Raw genomic sequence first — 15,550 nt, 5'->3', positions numbered from 1 at the left:
TTCCCGCCCTCCGGGGGACGGCGGAGAACCCGGCACAGGCCCTGAAGTCCTTCCGCGCCCGGCCGGGTCAGACGGTCTCCGCCGTCGCCACCCATGCCTCGCGCTCGTAGACGATCTCGCCGTCCACCATGGTGAGTTCCACGTCGACGTCCGGCAGTTCGACGGGAGCGAGGGCAAGCGGATCGGCCGCCAGCACGCACAGATCGGCGGCCATCCCCGGGGCAAGCGTTCCCTTCCACGACGCGGCGCGGTCCTGCCGGGCGGGCTCCACCGTGTAGCAGCGCAGCAACCGCTCCATCCGCGGGCGCGGATCGGCCGTCGGCCCCATCCACTCGTCGGCGGCCGCGATCTGGCGCCGCCAGTCCGGTGAGAGCACCGGCGCGTCGGAGGTCAGGCACATGGACACGCCCGCGTCGAACGCCGCCTGCAACGGCCACGCGGCCGCCGCCGAGCCCGGGCCGAGCGCGTCGTCCACCAGGGAGCGGGTGCGCAGCGCGATCTCCGGCTGGGTGTCGAGGCCCACTCCGAGCGCGGCCATCCGGCGCAGCTGCGTCCCGGTGACGAGGTCGCCGTGGATGATGTAGTGCCCCAGGTCGGCGTCGCACTCGGCTCTCGCCTGCTCGATCGCGTCCAGCGTCACGTCGATGGAGCGGTCCCCGGTGGCGTGCACCCCCACCTGCCGGCCCGCACGGTGCGCGGCGACGATCATCCGGGCCAGGTTCGCCTCACGCTCGGCGTCGTCGGCGCCCGCCACGAGGAGCGCGGGCCTGACTCCGTCGGCGTAGCAGTGGTGCGTGTATGCCGACCGCATCGGCGGGATGCCGTCGGCGAATATCTTGACTCCGGCGAAGCGCAGCCACCGCGGGTCGCTCGTCGCGCCGTCGGTGGCGGCGAGGCCGGCCAGGAAGTTCTCCAGGTCGCTCGGTCCGTCGAGCTCGCCGAAGAGCCACAGGACGGTGATCCTGGCCCGCAGCCGCCGTTCGGCGGCGAGTTCGCGGTACAGCTCGGCGACGGAGGTGCCGAAGGCGCCGGTCGCTCCGTGGTCCTCACCCGGTCCGAGGCCCGGTTCCGTGTAGCTGGTGATGCCGAGCGAGGCGGCGAGTTCCCCGGCGCGCAGGATCGCCCGGCGGCGCTGTGCGTCGTCGAGGAGGGGTCGCTCCGGAGCCGGTCCGGGGACGACGTGCTCGCCGAAGAGGGTGTCGGGCCACATGGCCCCCAGCCAGGTGGCGTGCAGATGTGCGTCGTTGATGCCGGGCAGGACGGCACGTCCGGCCAGGTCGACGACCTCGGTCGAGGCGCCGGCGAGCGCCAGCACCTCACGGTCGTCGCCGACACGGGCGACGAGACCGTCACGCAGGGCGACGGCGGTAGCGGTCCCTCCCCCGCCGCCCGGCGCCAGGGTGTGGACGACACCGCCTCGCAGGATCAGGTCGGCCGGTGCATTGCGGGCGTCTCCGTCGGCTGTGCGCACGGGTGCTCCTCGTCGCTCTCAGGGGCTCGACATTTGAGTCGACAGCCGTAGACTAACGCATCGTCGAGCCCTTGATCCGCTCGATCCGAAGGAGTTGTGATGGATATTCCCTCCTCGACACGAGCCGCCGTACTGACGACCCACGGCGCCGCGTTGGACCTCACCGACCTGCCGTTGCCGGCGATACCGGAACCGGGCGCCGCCCTCGTACGCATCGTGTGCACGACTCTGTGCGGCACCGACATCGAGATCTGGTCGGGCAAGATGACCTTCCCCGGGATGCTGCCCATGGTGCTCGGCCACGAGATGGTCGGCGAGATCGTCGCGCTCGGCGAGGGCACCCGGGACGCGCTGGGCCGCGAGCTCTCCGTCGGCGACCGCATCGGCTGGTCCGAGTCGACCTGCGGCGCGTGCCACGGCTGCACGGTGCTGCGCGAACCGGTCGCCTGTTCGCGGCGGGGTTACGGGTTCCTGCAGCGTGCCGACGTCCCTCCCCACGCCACGGCGGGTCTGTGCGAGTACGCCTATGTGGTGCCCGGGGCGGCCAAGCTGCTGCTGCCCGACGCGGTCCCCGACACCTGGGCCGCGATGGCGGGCTGCGCGGCGAAGACGGTTCTGAGGGCGTTCTCCCGGGCCGGCGGGGTACGCCCCGGCTCCCGTGTCGTCGTGCAGGGTTCGGGGGCGCTCGGTCTCTTCGCGACCGCGGTGGCGTATCTCAGCGGCGCGGGCAGCGTGATCACCGTCGGCGCTCCCCCGTCGCGACTTGCCCTGGCCCACGAGTTCGGCGCCGACGAGACGGTGGACATCGCCCACGGCTCCGAAGCCGTCGTCGCCCGGGTACTGAAGCTCACCGACGGCCGCGGTGCCGATCTGGTGCTCGACTTCGCCGGTGCCCCGTCGGTCGGCCGGGAGGCCGTGGAAATGGCCGCGCAGCGCGGACGCGTCGTGGTCGTGGGCAGCACCGGTCCGGTCGCCGAACCGCTCGCGCTGGGCACGGTGATGGGCAAGGAACTCAACATCGTCGGTTCCCTCAACGGCGACATCGCCGACTACCACGACGCCATCGGCTTCTTCACCTCCTTCGCCGACCGCATGCCCTGGGACCGGCTGTTCGGCGAGCCCGTCGGCCTGTCGGAGGCCTCCGCCCGCATCGCCGCGATGAGCAGGCACGAGGAGATCAAGGCCGTCATCGATCCCCGGCTCGCCTGAGCGACCCGGAGAAAGGACTCACACACGTGACCACCACCCCGCTCCCCCGGCGCCGGATCGGCACCAGCGAACTCGAGGCGTCGGTCCTGTCCCTCGGCTCGTGGCACACCTTCGACCGGATGGACTTCGCGGACGCCGTCACCATGGTCCGCCACGCGCTCGACCAGGGCGTCAACCTGTTCGACGTCGGTGTCTACGGCATGCCCGGCATGCCTCCCGTCTTCACCGACGTGCTGTGGGGCGCGATCATGCGGGCCACCGGTACCCCGCGGGACGCGTACCTGGCCTCGGTGAAGCTGTGGATCGAGGGCTTCGGCGCGGAGGGTTTCGCCCCCCAGCTGAAGAACGCGTTCCTGCGGACCGGGCTCGACCACGCGGACCTGGTGATCCTGGGAGATCTGCGACGCGACGACGTACGCCTGGAGGACCTCGTCGGCGACCTCGCCGCCCTGACGGACGCCGGACTGATCCGGGCCTGGGGGGTGAACAACTGGTCTGCGGCGAACATCCACGCCCTGCGGCGGATCGCCACCGAACGGGGAGCGCCCGGCCCGCAGATCGCGCAGCTGAAGTACAGCGTGGCGCGGCGCGCGATTCCCGACGGAGAGCCGTTCGCCGAGCTGTTCGCCGAAGGGTTCAGCATGCAGGCCTCCGATGTACTGGAAGGCGGCATCCTCGCCGGACGCACATCGCCCGAGCGGGAGATCGGCCGCGACCCCGGCTCGATCCGCGACGCGATCGTGGCGACCGTCCCGGGCATCACCGGACTCGCCGGCGAGCTCGGCACCACGCCCGCCCAGCTCGCGGTCGCGTTCACGCTCACCCATCCCGCCAACACCACGACGCTCGTCGGCGCCACCCGGCTGGAGCAGGTCCGGCAGAACATCGGCGCCCTGGAGCTGGTGGAGCGGGTCGGGGCCGAGGAACTGCGGGCTCTCGTCGAACCGTTCTGGTGCGACCGCGGCATCGTCGACCCGGAAGGCCCCTGACGGTGACCGAGCCCTCCGTATACGACACCAGCAGGGGCAACCGATGACGACCGCACCCCACCACTCCCCGGCTTCCGGCGCCGAGCAGGGAGGAGGGGACGCCGTGACGGGCGCGCCGCGCCCGCGACCCGTCCCTTACGACCCCCAGCTCGAACCGGGCCTCGCCTCCTGCCGCGAGCTCATCGAGCGGATCCCGCTGCGGGCCGACACGATCCTCGCCAACCGCGCGTACTTCGCCACCCTCGTGCCTCCCGTCGAAGAGGCGGTCGGCGAGCGCCCGGTGGCATTCGAGCACGTCACCGTGGCGGGCCCGGCGGGCGCGCCGGGCGTGGAGCTGACGGTTCTGCGCCCCCGCGGCGGTGTCCGCGACGCGCCGGGCATCTACGGCATCCACGGTGGCGGCATGGTGCTCGGCAACCGGTTCTTCGGCATCGCCGGTCTGGTCGAGGACGTCCTGACGTTCGGCGCCGTCGCCGTGAGCGTCGAGTACCGGCTCGCCCCCGAGCATCCCGCGCCCGACGCCGCGGAGGACTGCTACGCGGGCCTGGTCTGGTTCGCCGAGAACGCCGCGGCCCTCGGGGTGGACCCCGCCCGCATCCTCGTCGGCGGGGCGAGCGCGGGCGGCGGCCTGAGCGCGGCGGTCGCCCTGATGGCCCGCGACCGCGGCGGCCCCGCCCTGGCCGGACAGATGCTGGACTGCCCGATGATCGACGACCGCAACACCACGGTGTCCAGCCGGCAGTACGACGGCATCGGCATCTGGGACCGCAACAACAACGACACCGGCTGGAACGCGCTGCTGGGTGCGGACCGGGGTACCGACGCCGTGTCGCCCTACGCTGCTCCCTCGCGCGCCGGCGACCTGTCCGGACTGCCTCCCGCCTACATCGCGGTCGGCGCGGCCGAGGTGTTCCGCGACGAGGCGGTCGACTACGCCACCCGGATCTGGGCCACCGGAGGCCAGGCCGAACTGCACGTCTGGTCCGGCGGCTACCACGGCTTCACGGGGTTCTCCCCGGACGCCGAGGTGTCCCGGGCCGCCGTGGCCACCCGGGAGTCGTGGATGCGGCGCGTTCTCGGCATCACCGGCCGGTCCCGGTGACGACGTCCGCGCCGCGCGGCGCGCGTGTCATGAGCGCGCGCCGCGCGGCGTTCGTCCTGGGGTCGCTCGAGGTGTTCGGGCCGCTGTCGATGGACCTGTCCATGCCGCTGCTGCCGCAGCTCGCCAAGGACCTGCACACAAGTGGCAGCCTCGCTCAGGCGTCGATGTCGGTGTGCATGCTCGGACTCGCGTTCGGCCAGCTCGTGGCGGGCCCGCTCAGCGACCGGATGGGCAGGCGGCGGCCGCTGCTGTGGGGCATCGCGCTCTTCACCGTGTTCTCGCTGCTGTGCTCGGCCGCCCCCACCATCGAGATCCTGCTCGTGACCCGGTTCCTGCAGGGCGTCACCGGGTCGGCGGGCGTCGTCATCGCGCTCGCCGCCGCCCGGGACATCGCGACCGGTATCGAGCTCGCAAGGCTGCTCAGCCTGCTCGGGCTCGTCGGAGCGCTGGCCCCCATCCTGGCGCCGGTGGCCGGCGGGCAGCTCGCCGCCGTCATGGACTGGCGGGGTCTCTTCGTCGTCCTCGCCGGCGTGGGCGCTCTCCTGCTGATCGTCGCCGGCACCCTGCTGCCCGAGACCCTGCCGTCCGGGCTGCGGCACCGGGGCGGGTTCGCCGACACCGGGCGGCGGTTCGGCACGGTCCTGCGCGACCGCCTTTTCGTCTGCTTCCTTCTGGTGGGAGCCTGCACAGGCACGGCGTTCTTCACCTACCTGGCGTCCATCAGCTTCGTGCTGCAGGACGGCTTCCACCTCACCCCCCAGGCCTTCAGCGCCGTCTTCGCGATGAACGCGGTCGTCGCGATGCTCGGTTCACTGTCCAACCGGGCCCTCGTACGCCGGGCCGGTCCCGCCCGCATGTACGTCGTGGGCACGACGGCGACGGCGGCCGCCGCGCTGGCCCTGATCGGCACGGTCGTCGCCGGATTCGGCCTGACCGTCCTGCTCGTCGTCCTCGCGCTGGTGCTGTTCTGCTACGGCGTCATCAGTCCGAACAGCTCGGCCCTCGCTCTCGCGGGTCACGGCGAACGCGCCGGAACCGCGGCGGCCCTGCTCGGCATGTCGACCTTCGCCGTCGGCCCGGTCGTCGCGCCCGTCGTCGCTCTCGGCGGAGCCGCCGACCTGACCATGGCCCTCACCATGGCCGTCGCCACCGTCCTCGCCTGCGTACTCGTGTGGACCGCCGTGCTGCCCCGGCTCCGCCGGGCCCGTCAGGATCCACCCACCGTCGAGCACCATGCCGACGATGCCGGGGAGCACCGCGGCGCCTCGCACTGATCACCCGGCCCGCTCACCGTTCGTTCCCGCCGTCGTCGGCGTCCCTCGCCGACGGCGGCGTCCGCATGCGGTCGGCCGGTGGCCGTCCGCGCTCCTTCCCGTCCCGCCGGCCCTCGTGGTGGCGTGACGGCGGGACAGCCGCGGCCGGAGGTACGGCGCGAACCGCTCCACGGTGTGCGCACGATCGTGCGGGACGTGTGGCGGCGGGGCGGCCTGCCGGCGACGGCACCCGGGAGCACAGCGAGCGTGATCCGGTATGCCGCTGAGGGGGGCCGCCGCCTTCCGCGCCTGTCCGGGCCTGCGCGACGCCCTTCCTCGTGCAGGCCGCCCGCCCCCAGCGTCGGCGGCCCCGGTACGGGACGGGGCCGAGGCGCCGGACGGCGGGTACGCCGAAGAGCCGGACCGCGTGCGGTCCGGCTCCTGCCCGGGCGGCGGCCGTGGCCGCCGCCCGGAGGTGTGTCAGCCGTCCTGCCTGCCCGGGTCGACGATCCCCAGGCCGTCGGCGCCCACCTGTACGGCGGACTCGTCCAGCACGGGACCGGTGACGGGCCGTGGACGGCCGTCGAGGTCGAGGACGGGGGACGCCTCCTTGTACCAGGACTCGATGACGGCGTTGCCCCAGAAGTCGCGGCGGCGGTCGTCGTGAACGTTCCACCGGTAGGTCTCGTGGTCGGGGTCGCCGGTGTAGTAGTCGGAGGTGTAGATCTCCACGCGGTGGCCGTCGGGGTCGCGCAGGTAGAGGTAGAAGGCGTTGGACACACCGTGCCGGCCGGGGCCCCGCTCGATGTGGTGCTCCTGGCCCAGTGACCCGAAGAGGTCGGCGGTGCGCAGTACCTGGTGGGACTCGTGGGTGGCCACACCCACGTGGTGCAACTGGGGCCCGGCGCCTGCGGTGAAGGCGACGTCGTGGACGGTCTGCTTGCGGTACATCCAGGCCGCGTACAGCTCGTGCTCGTCGCCCTCGATCGTCTCCGAGCAGCCGAACCCGAGCGCCTTGTAGTGGTCGTAGGCGGCGGGGATGTCGGGCGTGCAGATGTTGAAGTGGTCCAGGCGGGCGATCTCGGCGCCGCGGCGCAGGTCGTAGCGCTGGATGAGGCGCTCGGCGCGCTCGATGTCGTGGAAGAACTCCACGGGGAAGCCGAGCGGGTCGATGACGCGGACGGCGTCGCCGACTCCCGGGGTGCCGGAGCCCTTGGGGACGCGGCGGACGGGAAGGCCGAGCGCGGTGAAGTACCGCTCGGCGCGGTCGACGTCCTCGGGGGTGCGGACCCGGTAGGAGATGTGGTCGAGCGCCGCGGTCTCCCCCTTGCGCAGCACGAGGGAGTGGTGGGTGAGTTCGTCGGTCCCCCGCAGGCAGAGCAGGGACTTGTCCTCGTACTGGGTGTGGAAGCCGAGCATGTCGACCCAGAACCAGCTCGCCCTGTCCAGGTCGGTGACGACCAGCTGGGCGTAGGCGGAGCGGACGACGTCGGGAGGTGTGGTCATGGGATACGTCTCCTTGACGGTCAGGACGCACCGAAGCGGGGGGTGTGGGCCTCGCCGAGCATCACATGGACAATCTTCGACTCGGTGTAGAAATCGATACTATGTGCACCGCCCTCCCGGCCCAGTCCGGAGGACTTGACCCCGCCGAAGGGGGTCCGCAGGTCGCGGACGTTGTGGGAGTTGATCCAGACCATGCCGGAGTCGACGGCGTGCGCGACGCGGTGTCCGCGCTTCAGGTCGGACGTCCACACGTAGGCCGCGAGGCCGTACTCGGTGGCGTTGGCCAGTTCGACGGCCTCGGCCTCGTCGTCGAAGGGGGCGACGGCCACGACCGGGCCGAAGATCTCCTCCTGGAAGATCCGGGCGTCGCGGGGGACGTCGGCGAAGACGGTGGGCCGGAGGTAGTTGCCCTCCGGCAGATGCGCGGGGCGGGCGCCGCCGGCCACCAGTCTCGCCTCCTGCCGTCCGATCTCGACGTACTTCAGTACGCGCGCGTAGTGCTCGGGGTGCACCAGCGCCCCGACCTCGGTGGCCGGGTCGGCGGGCAGACCGACCTTCACCCGCTCTGCGCGCTCGGCCAGGCGCCGGGTGAACTCCTCGTACACCGGGCGCTCCACCAGGACACGGGACCCCGCGGTGCACCGTTCGCCGTTGAGCGAGAAGACACCGAAGACGACCGAGTCCAGCGCCGCGTCGAGGTCGGCGTCGGCGAAGAGCACGACCGGGGACTTGCCGCCCAGCTCCATCGACGTGGTCTTCAGGTGCGTGGCGGAGCTGCGGACGATGTGCCTGCCGGTGTCGGTGGAGCCGGTGAAGGAGATCAGCGGCACACCGGGGTGGTCCACCAGGGCCTGGCCGGCCTCCTCACCGATGCCGTGCACGATGTTGACCACGCCGGACGGCACGCCGGCCTCGTCGAGGATCTCCGGCCACAGGCTCGCGGACAGGGGGGTCCACTCGGCGGGCTTGAGCACGAGGGTGCAGCCGGAGGCCAGCGCCGGGGCCAGCTTCCAGCTCTCCAGCATGAACGGCGTGTTCCAGGGGGTGATCAGTCCCGCAACACCGATGGGGCTGCGGACGACATAGTTGATCTGCTGGTCGCCGGCCCGGAACGCCTCCTCGCCGAGAGCGACGATGACATCGGCGAAGTAGCGGAAGTTCTCGGCGGCCCGCCGGGCCTGCCCCCTCGCCTGGGTGATGGGCAGGCCGGAGTCGAAGGTCTCGAGGGCGGCCAGCCGCTCCTCGCGTGCCTCGACGGCGTCGGCGATCCGGTACAGGATGCGGGCGCGTTCCCGGTTTCCCAGCTTCGACCAGGCGGGGAAGGCCGTGGCGGCCGCGGTGACGGCACGGTCCACGTCGTCACGGCCGCCGGCCGCGGCGGTGGCGTAGGAGGAGTTGGAGACGGGATCGCAGACGGGGAACGTGCGGCCGTCGGCGCTGTCGAGGAGTTCGCCGCCGATCCAGTGGCGGATCTCGGCGGGCAGGTCGGCCGGGCGATGCGCGGCCAGGTTCGTGGACATGGCGTCTCTCTTCGTTCCGGAGTCAGATCTGCTGGGTGAGGTCGCCGCCCTCGGCGAGGAGGGCGCGGATGCGGGCCAGGCCGTTCTCGGTGGGCGACGTGAGCGGCGGACGCACATGTCCCGAGGCGATCCGGCCCTGCTGCTCCAGCACCCACTTGGCGGGGGCCGGGTTGGTCTCGACGAACAGCAGGTCGACCAGCGGGTGCAGCCGGTAGTGCAGGTCCCGTGCGGCGTCGAAGTCGCCGGCCTCCCACAGCTCGTACATGCGGGCCACCGCGGTCGGTGCGAGGTTGGCCACCGCGGAGACGAAGCCGGCCCCGCCCAGCGCGAGCAGCGGGAGGCACAGCAGCTCGATCCCGGACCACACCAGCAGCTCACGGCCGCAGGCGTGCAGGACGCGGGAGAAGTGTTCGAAGTCCTTGGTGGTCTCCTTGACACCGACGAAGTTGTCGAAGTCGGTGAACAGCCGCCTGACCGTCTCCGGCGCGATGTCCACGGCGGTGCGGGACGGAACGTTGTAGGCGACGACGGGCAGGTCGGGGAACTCTCGGGCCACCGTGGCGTACCACTGGTACAGCGCTTCCTGGGTGGGCCGGGCGTAGTACGGGGTGATGACCAGGGCGGCGTCCGCGCCCAGTTCCCGGGCGGCGGCGGTGATCTCGAGGGTCTCGTCCAGCTTGTGCGAGCCGGTGCCGGGCAGGAACGGCACCCGGTCGCCGATCTCGTCCGAGGCGGTGCGCATGGCGGCGATGCGTTCGGCGGCGGTCTGCGCCGACGGCTCGCCGGTGGAACCGCCCAGCGAGATGCCGTGCGAGCCGGATTCCAGCTGCCAGCGGATCAGGCCGCGGAGGCTGTCGTGGTCGACCGCGCCGTCCTCGGTGAACGGCGTGACGACGGGGGCGATGGATCCCCGGATGGTGGCGGGGTCGGTGCGGAACTGCATGGACTGCTCCGTGGGTGGATGGTTGCGGGCGAGGTCATGGGCGGGCGCGGCGGCGCCGCGGCTGCCGGCCGGGGGAGGCCGTCAGGGCTGGTCGTCGCGCCACTGCTCGTAGGCGGCCTGCCAGGCGGGGCCGAGCGGGTACAGGCCCTGGATCGGTTCACCCGCCGACACCTGTTCGGCGATGAACCGCTCCTGCAGTTCCTGCTCGGTGCTGTCGGCGATGAGTTCTCCGGCCAGGTCCGGGGGGACCACGACGACGCCGTCGGCGTCGCCGACGAGGATGTCGCCGGGCTGGACGAGCGCTCCGCCGCAGGCGATCGGGACGCCGGTGTCCCAGGGGACGTGGCGGCGGCCGAGGACGGCGGGGTGCTCGGCGGCGTAGTACGTCGGCAGGCCCAGGGCGGCCACCGCCGCGCTGTCCCGCAGCCCGCCGTCGGTGACGACGCCTGCCGCTCCCCGCACCTTCGCCCGCAGCGCCAGGATGTCGCCGATGGTGCCGGAGGTGGGGTCACGGCGGGCATCCATCACGAGCACCTGGCCGGGGCGCAGCTCTTCCACGGCACGCTTCTGCGCGTTCATGCCGTTGCCGAACTTCGCGAAGAGGTCTTCCCGCAGCGGCAGGTAGCGCAGGGTGTGCGCGGTCCCGACCAGTTTGGCGCCGGGGTCGGCCGGACGGATCCCGTCGATCGTCATGTGCTGCAGGCCGCGCTTGCGCAGCTGGGAGCTGAGCGTGGCGGTGGCCAGCCCCCGCAGCGCTTCGGCGACGTCCTCGCTCAGCGCGGGCTCGTCCGCGTGGGCCGGACCCCAGGCGTCGGCCCGCAGTGCGGCGTCGACGCGGGGCATGGCGCCCCAGGCCGCGAGGTCGTGGGCGGCGTCCGCCACCGTGTTGCGCAGCCGGCCGCCGGAGAGGTGCCGGTCCGGGGCGCTGACCTCCACCTCCACCACGTCACCGGGTGACACCACCGAGGCGCCGGCCGGGGTCCCGGTGAGGATGACGTCGCCGGGTTCCAGCGTGACCAGGCGCGACAGGTCGGCGATCAGGACACCGAACGGGAAGAGCAGTGTGGAGGTGTCGGCGTCCTGGACCAGTTCGCCGTTCACCCAGGTGCGCAGCCGCAGTGCGGCGGGGTCGAGCCCGGTGGCGTCCAGGAGCCGGGGGCCGACCGGGGTGAAGCCGTCGGCGCCCTTGGAGCGCAGGTTGGAGCCGCGGTCGGCGTAACGCAGGTCGTAGGCGCCCGCGTCGTTGGCCGCCGTCACCCAGGCGACGTGGTCCCAGCCCCGCTCCGGTGCGACCCGGTGCGCCCGGCGTCCGATGACCAGCGCGATCTCCCCCTCGTAGGACATGAGTTCGCAGCCACGGGGCCGAACGAGAGCGTCGCCGGTCCCGGCGAGGGAGGAAGGCGGCTTGAGGAAGTAGGACGGCTGGTCGGGGGTGCGTCCGCGTTCCTTCGCCCGGCAGGGGTAGTTGAGGTGAACTGCGACGATCTTCGACGGCTGGGTTCCCAGCGGGTGCGGCATGGGAGTTCTCCCTGAGCGTGTGCGACATCAGGCGCTTGTCGAGGAGGAGCGGGGCCTGTCCGCGCCGGCGCGGCCACAGGGGCCCGGGGCGCGGACGGCGACAGCCCGTCCTGGTGAAGGCCGGGCTGACCCGACTCAATAATCGTATACGTTATCATGCATGATTTAAAAGAGAAGGGTCGATCATCCGACGTCGCGGGCCAGTGGGCGGCGAACGGTAGGATCGCGAATCGTATACGAAACTCGATGTGAGAGGTCCGCGAGAGATGCAGAGTCGAACCGGTCTGAACGTCCGCACCTTCGCCCCCGCCCGCACCTCCGGGAGACCGCCCGTCCTGCTCGTGCACGGCTTCGGCTCCGACGGCCACCGGGACTGGGTCGAGACCGGGACCGCCCGGGCGCTGGCCGAGGCCGGTCGCGAGGTGATCGTGCCCGACCTGCGGGGGCACGGGGACAGCCCCTCCCCGTCGACGGCAGGCGAGGCAGGTGTGCCGAGGCTCGTCACGGACCTGGTCACGGTGCTGGACGAGGCGGGTGCCGCGGCGTTCGACGTGGTCGGGTACTCGATGGGCGCCAGACTCGCCTGGGAACTGCCCGGGGCGGCGCCCGGCCGGACGCGCCGGGCCGTCCTCGGCGGGCTGAGCCCCGTCGAACCGTTCGAGGCGGTGGACGTGGAGGCACTCCACCGCGCCGTCGCGGACGGCACCGAGCCGGCGGACGCGTTCACCGCGATGATCGCCGGCATGGTGTGCGCGCACGGGGCGCGGGCCGCCGGTCTGGCCCTGTGTGTCGAGGGGCTGCGCGACACGCCCTTCGCGCCGCGGTCCTGGGCGGGAGACACGCCGCCCGTCTTCGTCGTCGGGAAGGACGACATGATGACCCGCGGGATCGAGCGGGTCGTCGGTCTCCTCGACGGGGCGGAACTGGCCACGGTTCCGGGCGACCACCACGAGGTTCTCGCCGGTGCCGCGTTCCGCCGTACAGTCCTGGAAGTCCTTGCGCGGTGAGCGTTCGAGAACACGACCGGGGCCGCGTTGCGGCACGCCGGACCAGGGTAGGGGGACACCGATGAGCACTACGGAGAAGCAGGCCCGCTCCAAGCGGTCGAAGGCGGAGGTCAGCTACGAGCTGCTGCGCTCACGCATCCTCGACGGGACCTACGGACCGGGATACCGGCTGGTCATCAGTCAGCTCGCGCGGGAGACCGGCGTCAGCACGATCCCCCTGCGGGAAGCGCTGCGCAGACTGCAGTCCGACGGACTGGTCGAGGTCGTCCGCAACATCGGCGCACGGGTGGCGGCCTTCGACGCCGCCCAGGTGGAGCACTCGCTGCAGGTTCTGGCCCGCCTGGAGGGGTACGCGACCGCGATCTCCGCGCCCCTCATGACGGCGCGGCACATCGAGCGGTCGCGCCAGATCAACGCCCGCATGACCAGGGCGCTCGAGGACTTCGACCCCGCGTCCTTCACCGCCCTCAACCGGGAGTTCCACTTCTCCGTCTACGAGCACTGCCCGGACCGTCACCTGGTCTCCCTCCTGGAAGCGGAGTGGGCGCGGCTGGACCACATGCGCCGTTCGACCTTCAGCCATGTCCCGGGCCGGGCCCGCCGGTCGGTCGCGGAGCACGAGCGGCTGCTGGAACTGATCGAAGCGCGCGCACAGGCGCAGGAGATCGAACAGGTCGCCTGCGCGCACAAGATCGCGACCGCCGACGCTCTGCGCGAGGCGCAGGGCGCCCGCTAGGGCGGCTCCGGAACGCCGAACCGACGGTCCGCCGACCGAGAACGGACTCCGTGATCGTATACGATGAGGTATCTCATCTGTTACCGTGACCCCCATGTCCACCACCGACCCAACCGCGGGCGCGGACGGAGTGCCCGCCACCGCCCAGGTATCCGGGGGGACCGTCGTCACCGTCACCGGCGAGGTCCAGCCGGACGCACTCGGCGCGGTACTCCCCCACGAACACCTTCTGAGTGATGTCGCCCCGCCCGGCGACACGGCCGAATCCTGGGCGGCCGTGGGGCCTGCGCGTCCCACGGCCGCGAGCCGGCTCCGGCTGTACCGCGCGCCCCTGACGATGGAGCTCCTCGGCGAAGTCGGCATGGGCGCGCCCAACAGGGACAACTGGCTGCTCGGGGACGAGGAGCTCGCCACCGCCGAGGCCACCGCGTTCCGACGCGCCGGCGGCGCCACACTGGTGGACGTCACGACCGTCGGCCGCGGCCGGCACCCGGCCGGTCTGCGGCGGATCTCCGAGGCGACCGGCCTCCACGTCGTCATGGGCTCGGGCCGGTACCACCCCGCGTGGACCGGGGAAACCGCCGGTCCCACTGCCGAGAGCCTCACCGAAGAGATCGTCCGGGACTTCACCGAGGGCGTGGACGGGGTACGGGCAGGCATCATCGGGGAACTCGCGGCACTCGACCCGGAAGAGCCCGCCGAGCGCGCCGTCCTCGTCGCGGCGGCACGCGCCTCGGCGGCCACGGGCTCCGCGATCTCAGTCAACCGCTCCGGCGACGCCGCCACCCAGCAGCGGGTGCTCGACCTGCTCGCCGAGGAGGGCGCGGACCTCACGCGCGTCGCCGTCGGGCACTGCGACGCGCTCTCCCCGCACCCCGACGACCTCGAACCGCTCCTCGCACGCGGGGTGTTCGTGCAGTTCGACCAGCTCGGCCGGCTGCCCTCGGTGCTCAGCGTCAGTGACGACCAGGATGTCGCCGCGGCCGTGCTGGAGCTCGCCCGCCGGGGCCACGCCGGGCGGATCCTGCTGTCCCAGGACGTCCATGCCAAGTCGCAGCTGCTCGCCTACGGAGGGGGAGGCTACGGCTTCGTCCTTCAGCAATTCGTCCCGTACCTGAGGATGCTCGGGGCCGACGACGCCCTCGCCGGATCCCTCACCGTGCACAACCCCCGACGACTGCTCACCCTGGCGAACCGGAGGGCCGACTCGTGAGCCGCTATCCCTTCGAGATCCCGAACCTCGCCGGCCAGGCACTCACCGTCGCGGGTCCCGTGGACCCGTCGACGCTCGGCGAGACGCTCATGCACGAGCACATCTTCGTCGACCTGAGGCGCCCACCAGGGTTCCACCGTCCCGGCGAGGACTCCCCCGAGGCCGCCGATCCGCTCACTCTCGCCTCCCTCGCGCGCACCCGCCACGGGCGCCCGAACGCCGAGAACGACGTGCTGGACGACTTCGACGAAATGCTCGCGGAGGTGCTGGCCTTCGTCCACAGCGGAGGGCGCACGATGGTCGAGGTCTCCCCGATCGGCCTGGGCAGGGATCCCGAGGCACTCCTCCGCCTCTCCCGCGCCGGCGGGTTCAACATCGTCATGGGCGGCGGCTGGTACACCCCGGCCTTCCACCCGGCGGACATGGACGAGCGCACCGTCGACGAACTCGCCGACGTCATCGTGCGCGACGTCGTGGTCGGGGCGGACGGCACCGGGATCCGTTCGGGCATCATCGGTGAAATCGGCGCGGAGACGGTGCCGTTGACGGACAACGAGCTCAAGAGCGTACGTGCGAGCGGGCGCGCGAGCAGGGTGACGGGTGCCCCGGTCACCTTCCACGTCGGCGGGGTCGGCGAGGAGAAGTTCCGGGTGCTCGACATCCTCGCGGAGGAAGGCGTCACCGCGTCCAACGTCGTGCTGGGCCACGGCATGGACGTCCTCGCGGATCCGTCGTTCGGCAGCCGCGTCCTCGCGCGCGGTGTCTTCGTGGAGTTCGACTTCCTCGCCTCACCCGGGAGTCCCTGGGGACACCTCGTCCTCACCAGCGACCACAAGATCGCCCGGGGCATCGCTGAACTGATCGAGCGGGGTCACGCGCACCAGATCCTGCTCGGCCACGACGTATGCCAGAAGATCCAGCTCAAGCGGTACGGCGGCCAGGGATACGACTACATCCCGCGGTACTTCCTGCCCGCCCTGCGCCGCCTCGGGGTGAGCGAGGAGGCCCTCCGCACGATCATGATCGATAATCCCGCGCGAGCGCTCGCCTTCGCCGCACCGCAGTGATCACCGGCCCGTCCGC

The 15,550-nt window shown here is 72.1% G+C and carries 13 protein-coding genes; 8 read left to right on the top strand and 5 right to left on the bottom strand.

Annotated features, from left to right (window positions below):
• Nucleotides 1–67: 67 nt before the first annotated feature.
• Nucleotides 68–1,471 (bottom strand): amidohydrolase, encoded by a 1,404-nt coding sequence (locus BU52_RS21715; protein WP_051858444.1) that lies wholly within the window; start codon nt 1,469–1,471, stop codon nt 68–70.
• Nucleotides 1,472–1,570: 99 nt separating this feature from the next.
• Here BU52_RS21715 and BU52_RS21710 point away from each other — a divergent pair, with 99 nt between their 5' ends.
• The 4 genes from BU52_RS21710 to BU52_RS21695 are packed head-to-tail and all read left to right on the top strand — an operon-like array spanning nt 1,571 to nt 6,045.
• On the top strand, nt 1,571–2,680 hold the full coding sequence (locus BU52_RS21710; protein ID WP_200881242.1) for a zinc-binding dehydrogenase: 1,110 nt from the start codon (nt 1,571–1,573) through the stop codon (nt 2,678–2,680).
• Nucleotides 2,681–2,706: 26 nt separating this feature from the next.
• Nucleotides 2,707–3,669: an aldo/keto reductase gene (locus BU52_RS21705; protein ID WP_037936957.1), complete on the top strand. Its 963-nt coding sequence runs from the start codon at nt 2,707–2,709 to the stop codon at nt 3,667–3,669.
• A 43-nt stretch (nt 3,670–3,712) separates the two neighbouring features.
• Nucleotides 3,713–4,771 (top strand): alpha/beta hydrolase, encoded by a 1,059-nt coding sequence (locus BU52_RS21700; RefSeq protein ID WP_078903374.1) that lies wholly within the window; start codon nt 3,713–3,715, stop codon nt 4,769–4,771.
• Between the two features lie 29 nt (nt 4,772–4,800).
• Entirely contained in the window at nt 4,801–6,045 is a 1,245-nt protein-coding gene (locus BU52_RS21695) for a multidrug effflux MFS transporter (RefSeq protein ID WP_051858457.1), read from the top strand.
• A gap of 459 nt (nt 6,046–6,504) precedes the next feature.
• Here BU52_RS21695 and hpaD read toward each other — a convergent pair whose 3' ends face one another.
• From hpaD to BU52_RS21675, 4 genes are all read right to left on the bottom strand, one after another.
• On the bottom strand, nt 6,505–7,530 hold the full coding sequence (gene hpaD, locus BU52_RS21690) for a 3,4-dihydroxyphenylacetate 2,3-dioxygenase (protein WP_037936952.1): 1,026 nt from the start codon (nt 7,528–7,530) through the stop codon (nt 6,505–6,507).
• 20 nt (nt 7,531–7,550) lie between these two features.
• Entirely contained in the window at nt 7,551–9,050 is a 1,500-nt protein-coding gene (gene hpaE / locus BU52_RS21685) for a 5-carboxymethyl-2-hydroxymuconate semialdehyde dehydrogenase (protein ID WP_037936950.1), read from the bottom strand.
• A gap of 22 nt (nt 9,051–9,072) precedes the next feature.
• On the bottom strand, nt 9,073–9,993 hold the full coding sequence (dapA, locus tag BU52_RS21680; RefSeq protein ID WP_037936946.1) for a 4-hydroxy-tetrahydrodipicolinate synthase: 921 nt from the start codon (nt 9,991–9,993) through the stop codon (nt 9,073–9,075).
• Nucleotides 9,994–10,074: 81 nt separating this feature from the next.
• Nucleotides 10,075–11,511 (bottom strand): fumarylacetoacetate hydrolase family protein, encoded by a 1,437-nt coding sequence (locus BU52_RS21675; protein WP_037936945.1) that lies wholly within the window; start codon nt 11,509–11,511, stop codon nt 10,075–10,077.
• Between the two features lie 266 nt (nt 11,512–11,777).
• On the opposite strand from BU52_RS21675, the gene BU52_RS21670 reads away from it, so the two are divergent.
• The 4 genes from BU52_RS21670 (at nt 11,778) to BU52_RS21655 (ending at nt 15,534) form a co-directional block, all read left to right on the top strand.
• The gene (locus BU52_RS21670; protein WP_037936944.1) at nt 11,778–12,518 is read left to right on the top strand and encodes an alpha/beta fold hydrolase; all 741 of its coding nucleotides are present in this window, start codon (nt 11,778–11,780) and stop codon (nt 12,516–12,518) included.
• Between the two features lie 61 nt (nt 12,519–12,579).
• Nucleotides 12,580–13,254, top strand: coding sequence for a GntR family transcriptional regulator (locus tag BU52_RS21665; protein WP_037936942.1), 675 nt, complete (start codon nt 12,580–12,582; stop codon nt 13,252–13,254).
• Between the two features lie 94 nt (nt 13,255–13,348).
• Nucleotides 13,349–14,467 (top strand): phosphotriesterase family protein, encoded by a 1,119-nt coding sequence (locus tag BU52_RS21660; RefSeq protein ID WP_037936941.1) that lies wholly within the window; start codon nt 13,349–13,351, stop codon nt 14,465–14,467.
• Nucleotides 14,464–15,534 (top strand): phosphotriesterase family protein, encoded by a 1,071-nt coding sequence (locus BU52_RS21655; protein ID WP_051858442.1) that lies wholly within the window; start codon nt 14,464–14,466, stop codon nt 15,532–15,534. Before BU52_RS21660 ends, BU52_RS21655 begins: the two co-directional genes overlap by 4 nt.
• Nucleotides 15,535–15,550: the final 16 nt, after the last annotated feature.

The organism is Streptomyces toyocaensis (assembly GCF_000725125.1).
Lineage (GTDB): Bacteria > Actinomycetota > Actinomycetes > Streptomycetales > Streptomycetaceae > Streptomyces > Streptomyces toyocaensis.
Note: the sequence above shows the minus strand (reverse complement) of the source record. Positions and strands in the feature narration are given on the sequence as shown.

Coding starts and splice junctions, on each gene's coding strand:
- BU52_RS21660 (WP_037936941.1), top strand. CDS start 13,349: ATGTCCACCACCGACCCAACCGCGGGCGCGGACGGAGTGCCCGCCACC.
- dapA (WP_037936946.1), bottom strand. CDS start 9,993: ATGCAGTTCCGCACCGACCCCGCCACCATCCGGGGATCCATCGCCCCC.
- BU52_RS21695 (WP_051858457.1), top strand. CDS start 4,801: ATGAGCGCGCGCCGCGCGGCGTTCGTCCTGGGGTCGCTCGAGGTGTTC.
- hpaE (WP_037936950.1), bottom strand. CDS start 9,050: ATGTCCACGAACCTGGCCGCGCATCGCCCGGCCGACCTGCCCGCCGAG.
- hpaD (WP_037936952.1), bottom strand. CDS start 7,530: ATGACCACACCTCCCGACGTCGTCCGCTCCGCCTACGCCCAGCTGGTC.
- BU52_RS21700 (WP_078903374.1), top strand. CDS start 3,713: ATGACGACCGCACCCCACCACTCCCCGGCTTCCGGCGCCGAGCAGGGA.
- BU52_RS21665 (WP_037936942.1), top strand. CDS start 12,580: ATGAGCACTACGGAGAAGCAGGCCCGCTCCAAGCGGTCGAAGGCGGAG.
- BU52_RS21710 (WP_200881242.1), top strand. CDS start 1,571: ATGGATATTCCCTCCTCGACACGAGCCGCCGTACTGACGACCCACGGC.
- BU52_RS21675 (WP_037936945.1), bottom strand. CDS start 11,511: ATGCCGCACCCGCTGGGAACCCAGCCGTCGAAGATCGTCGCAGTTCAC.
- BU52_RS21670 (WP_037936944.1), top strand. CDS start 11,778: ATGCAGAGTCGAACCGGTCTGAACGTCCGCACCTTCGCCCCCGCCCGC.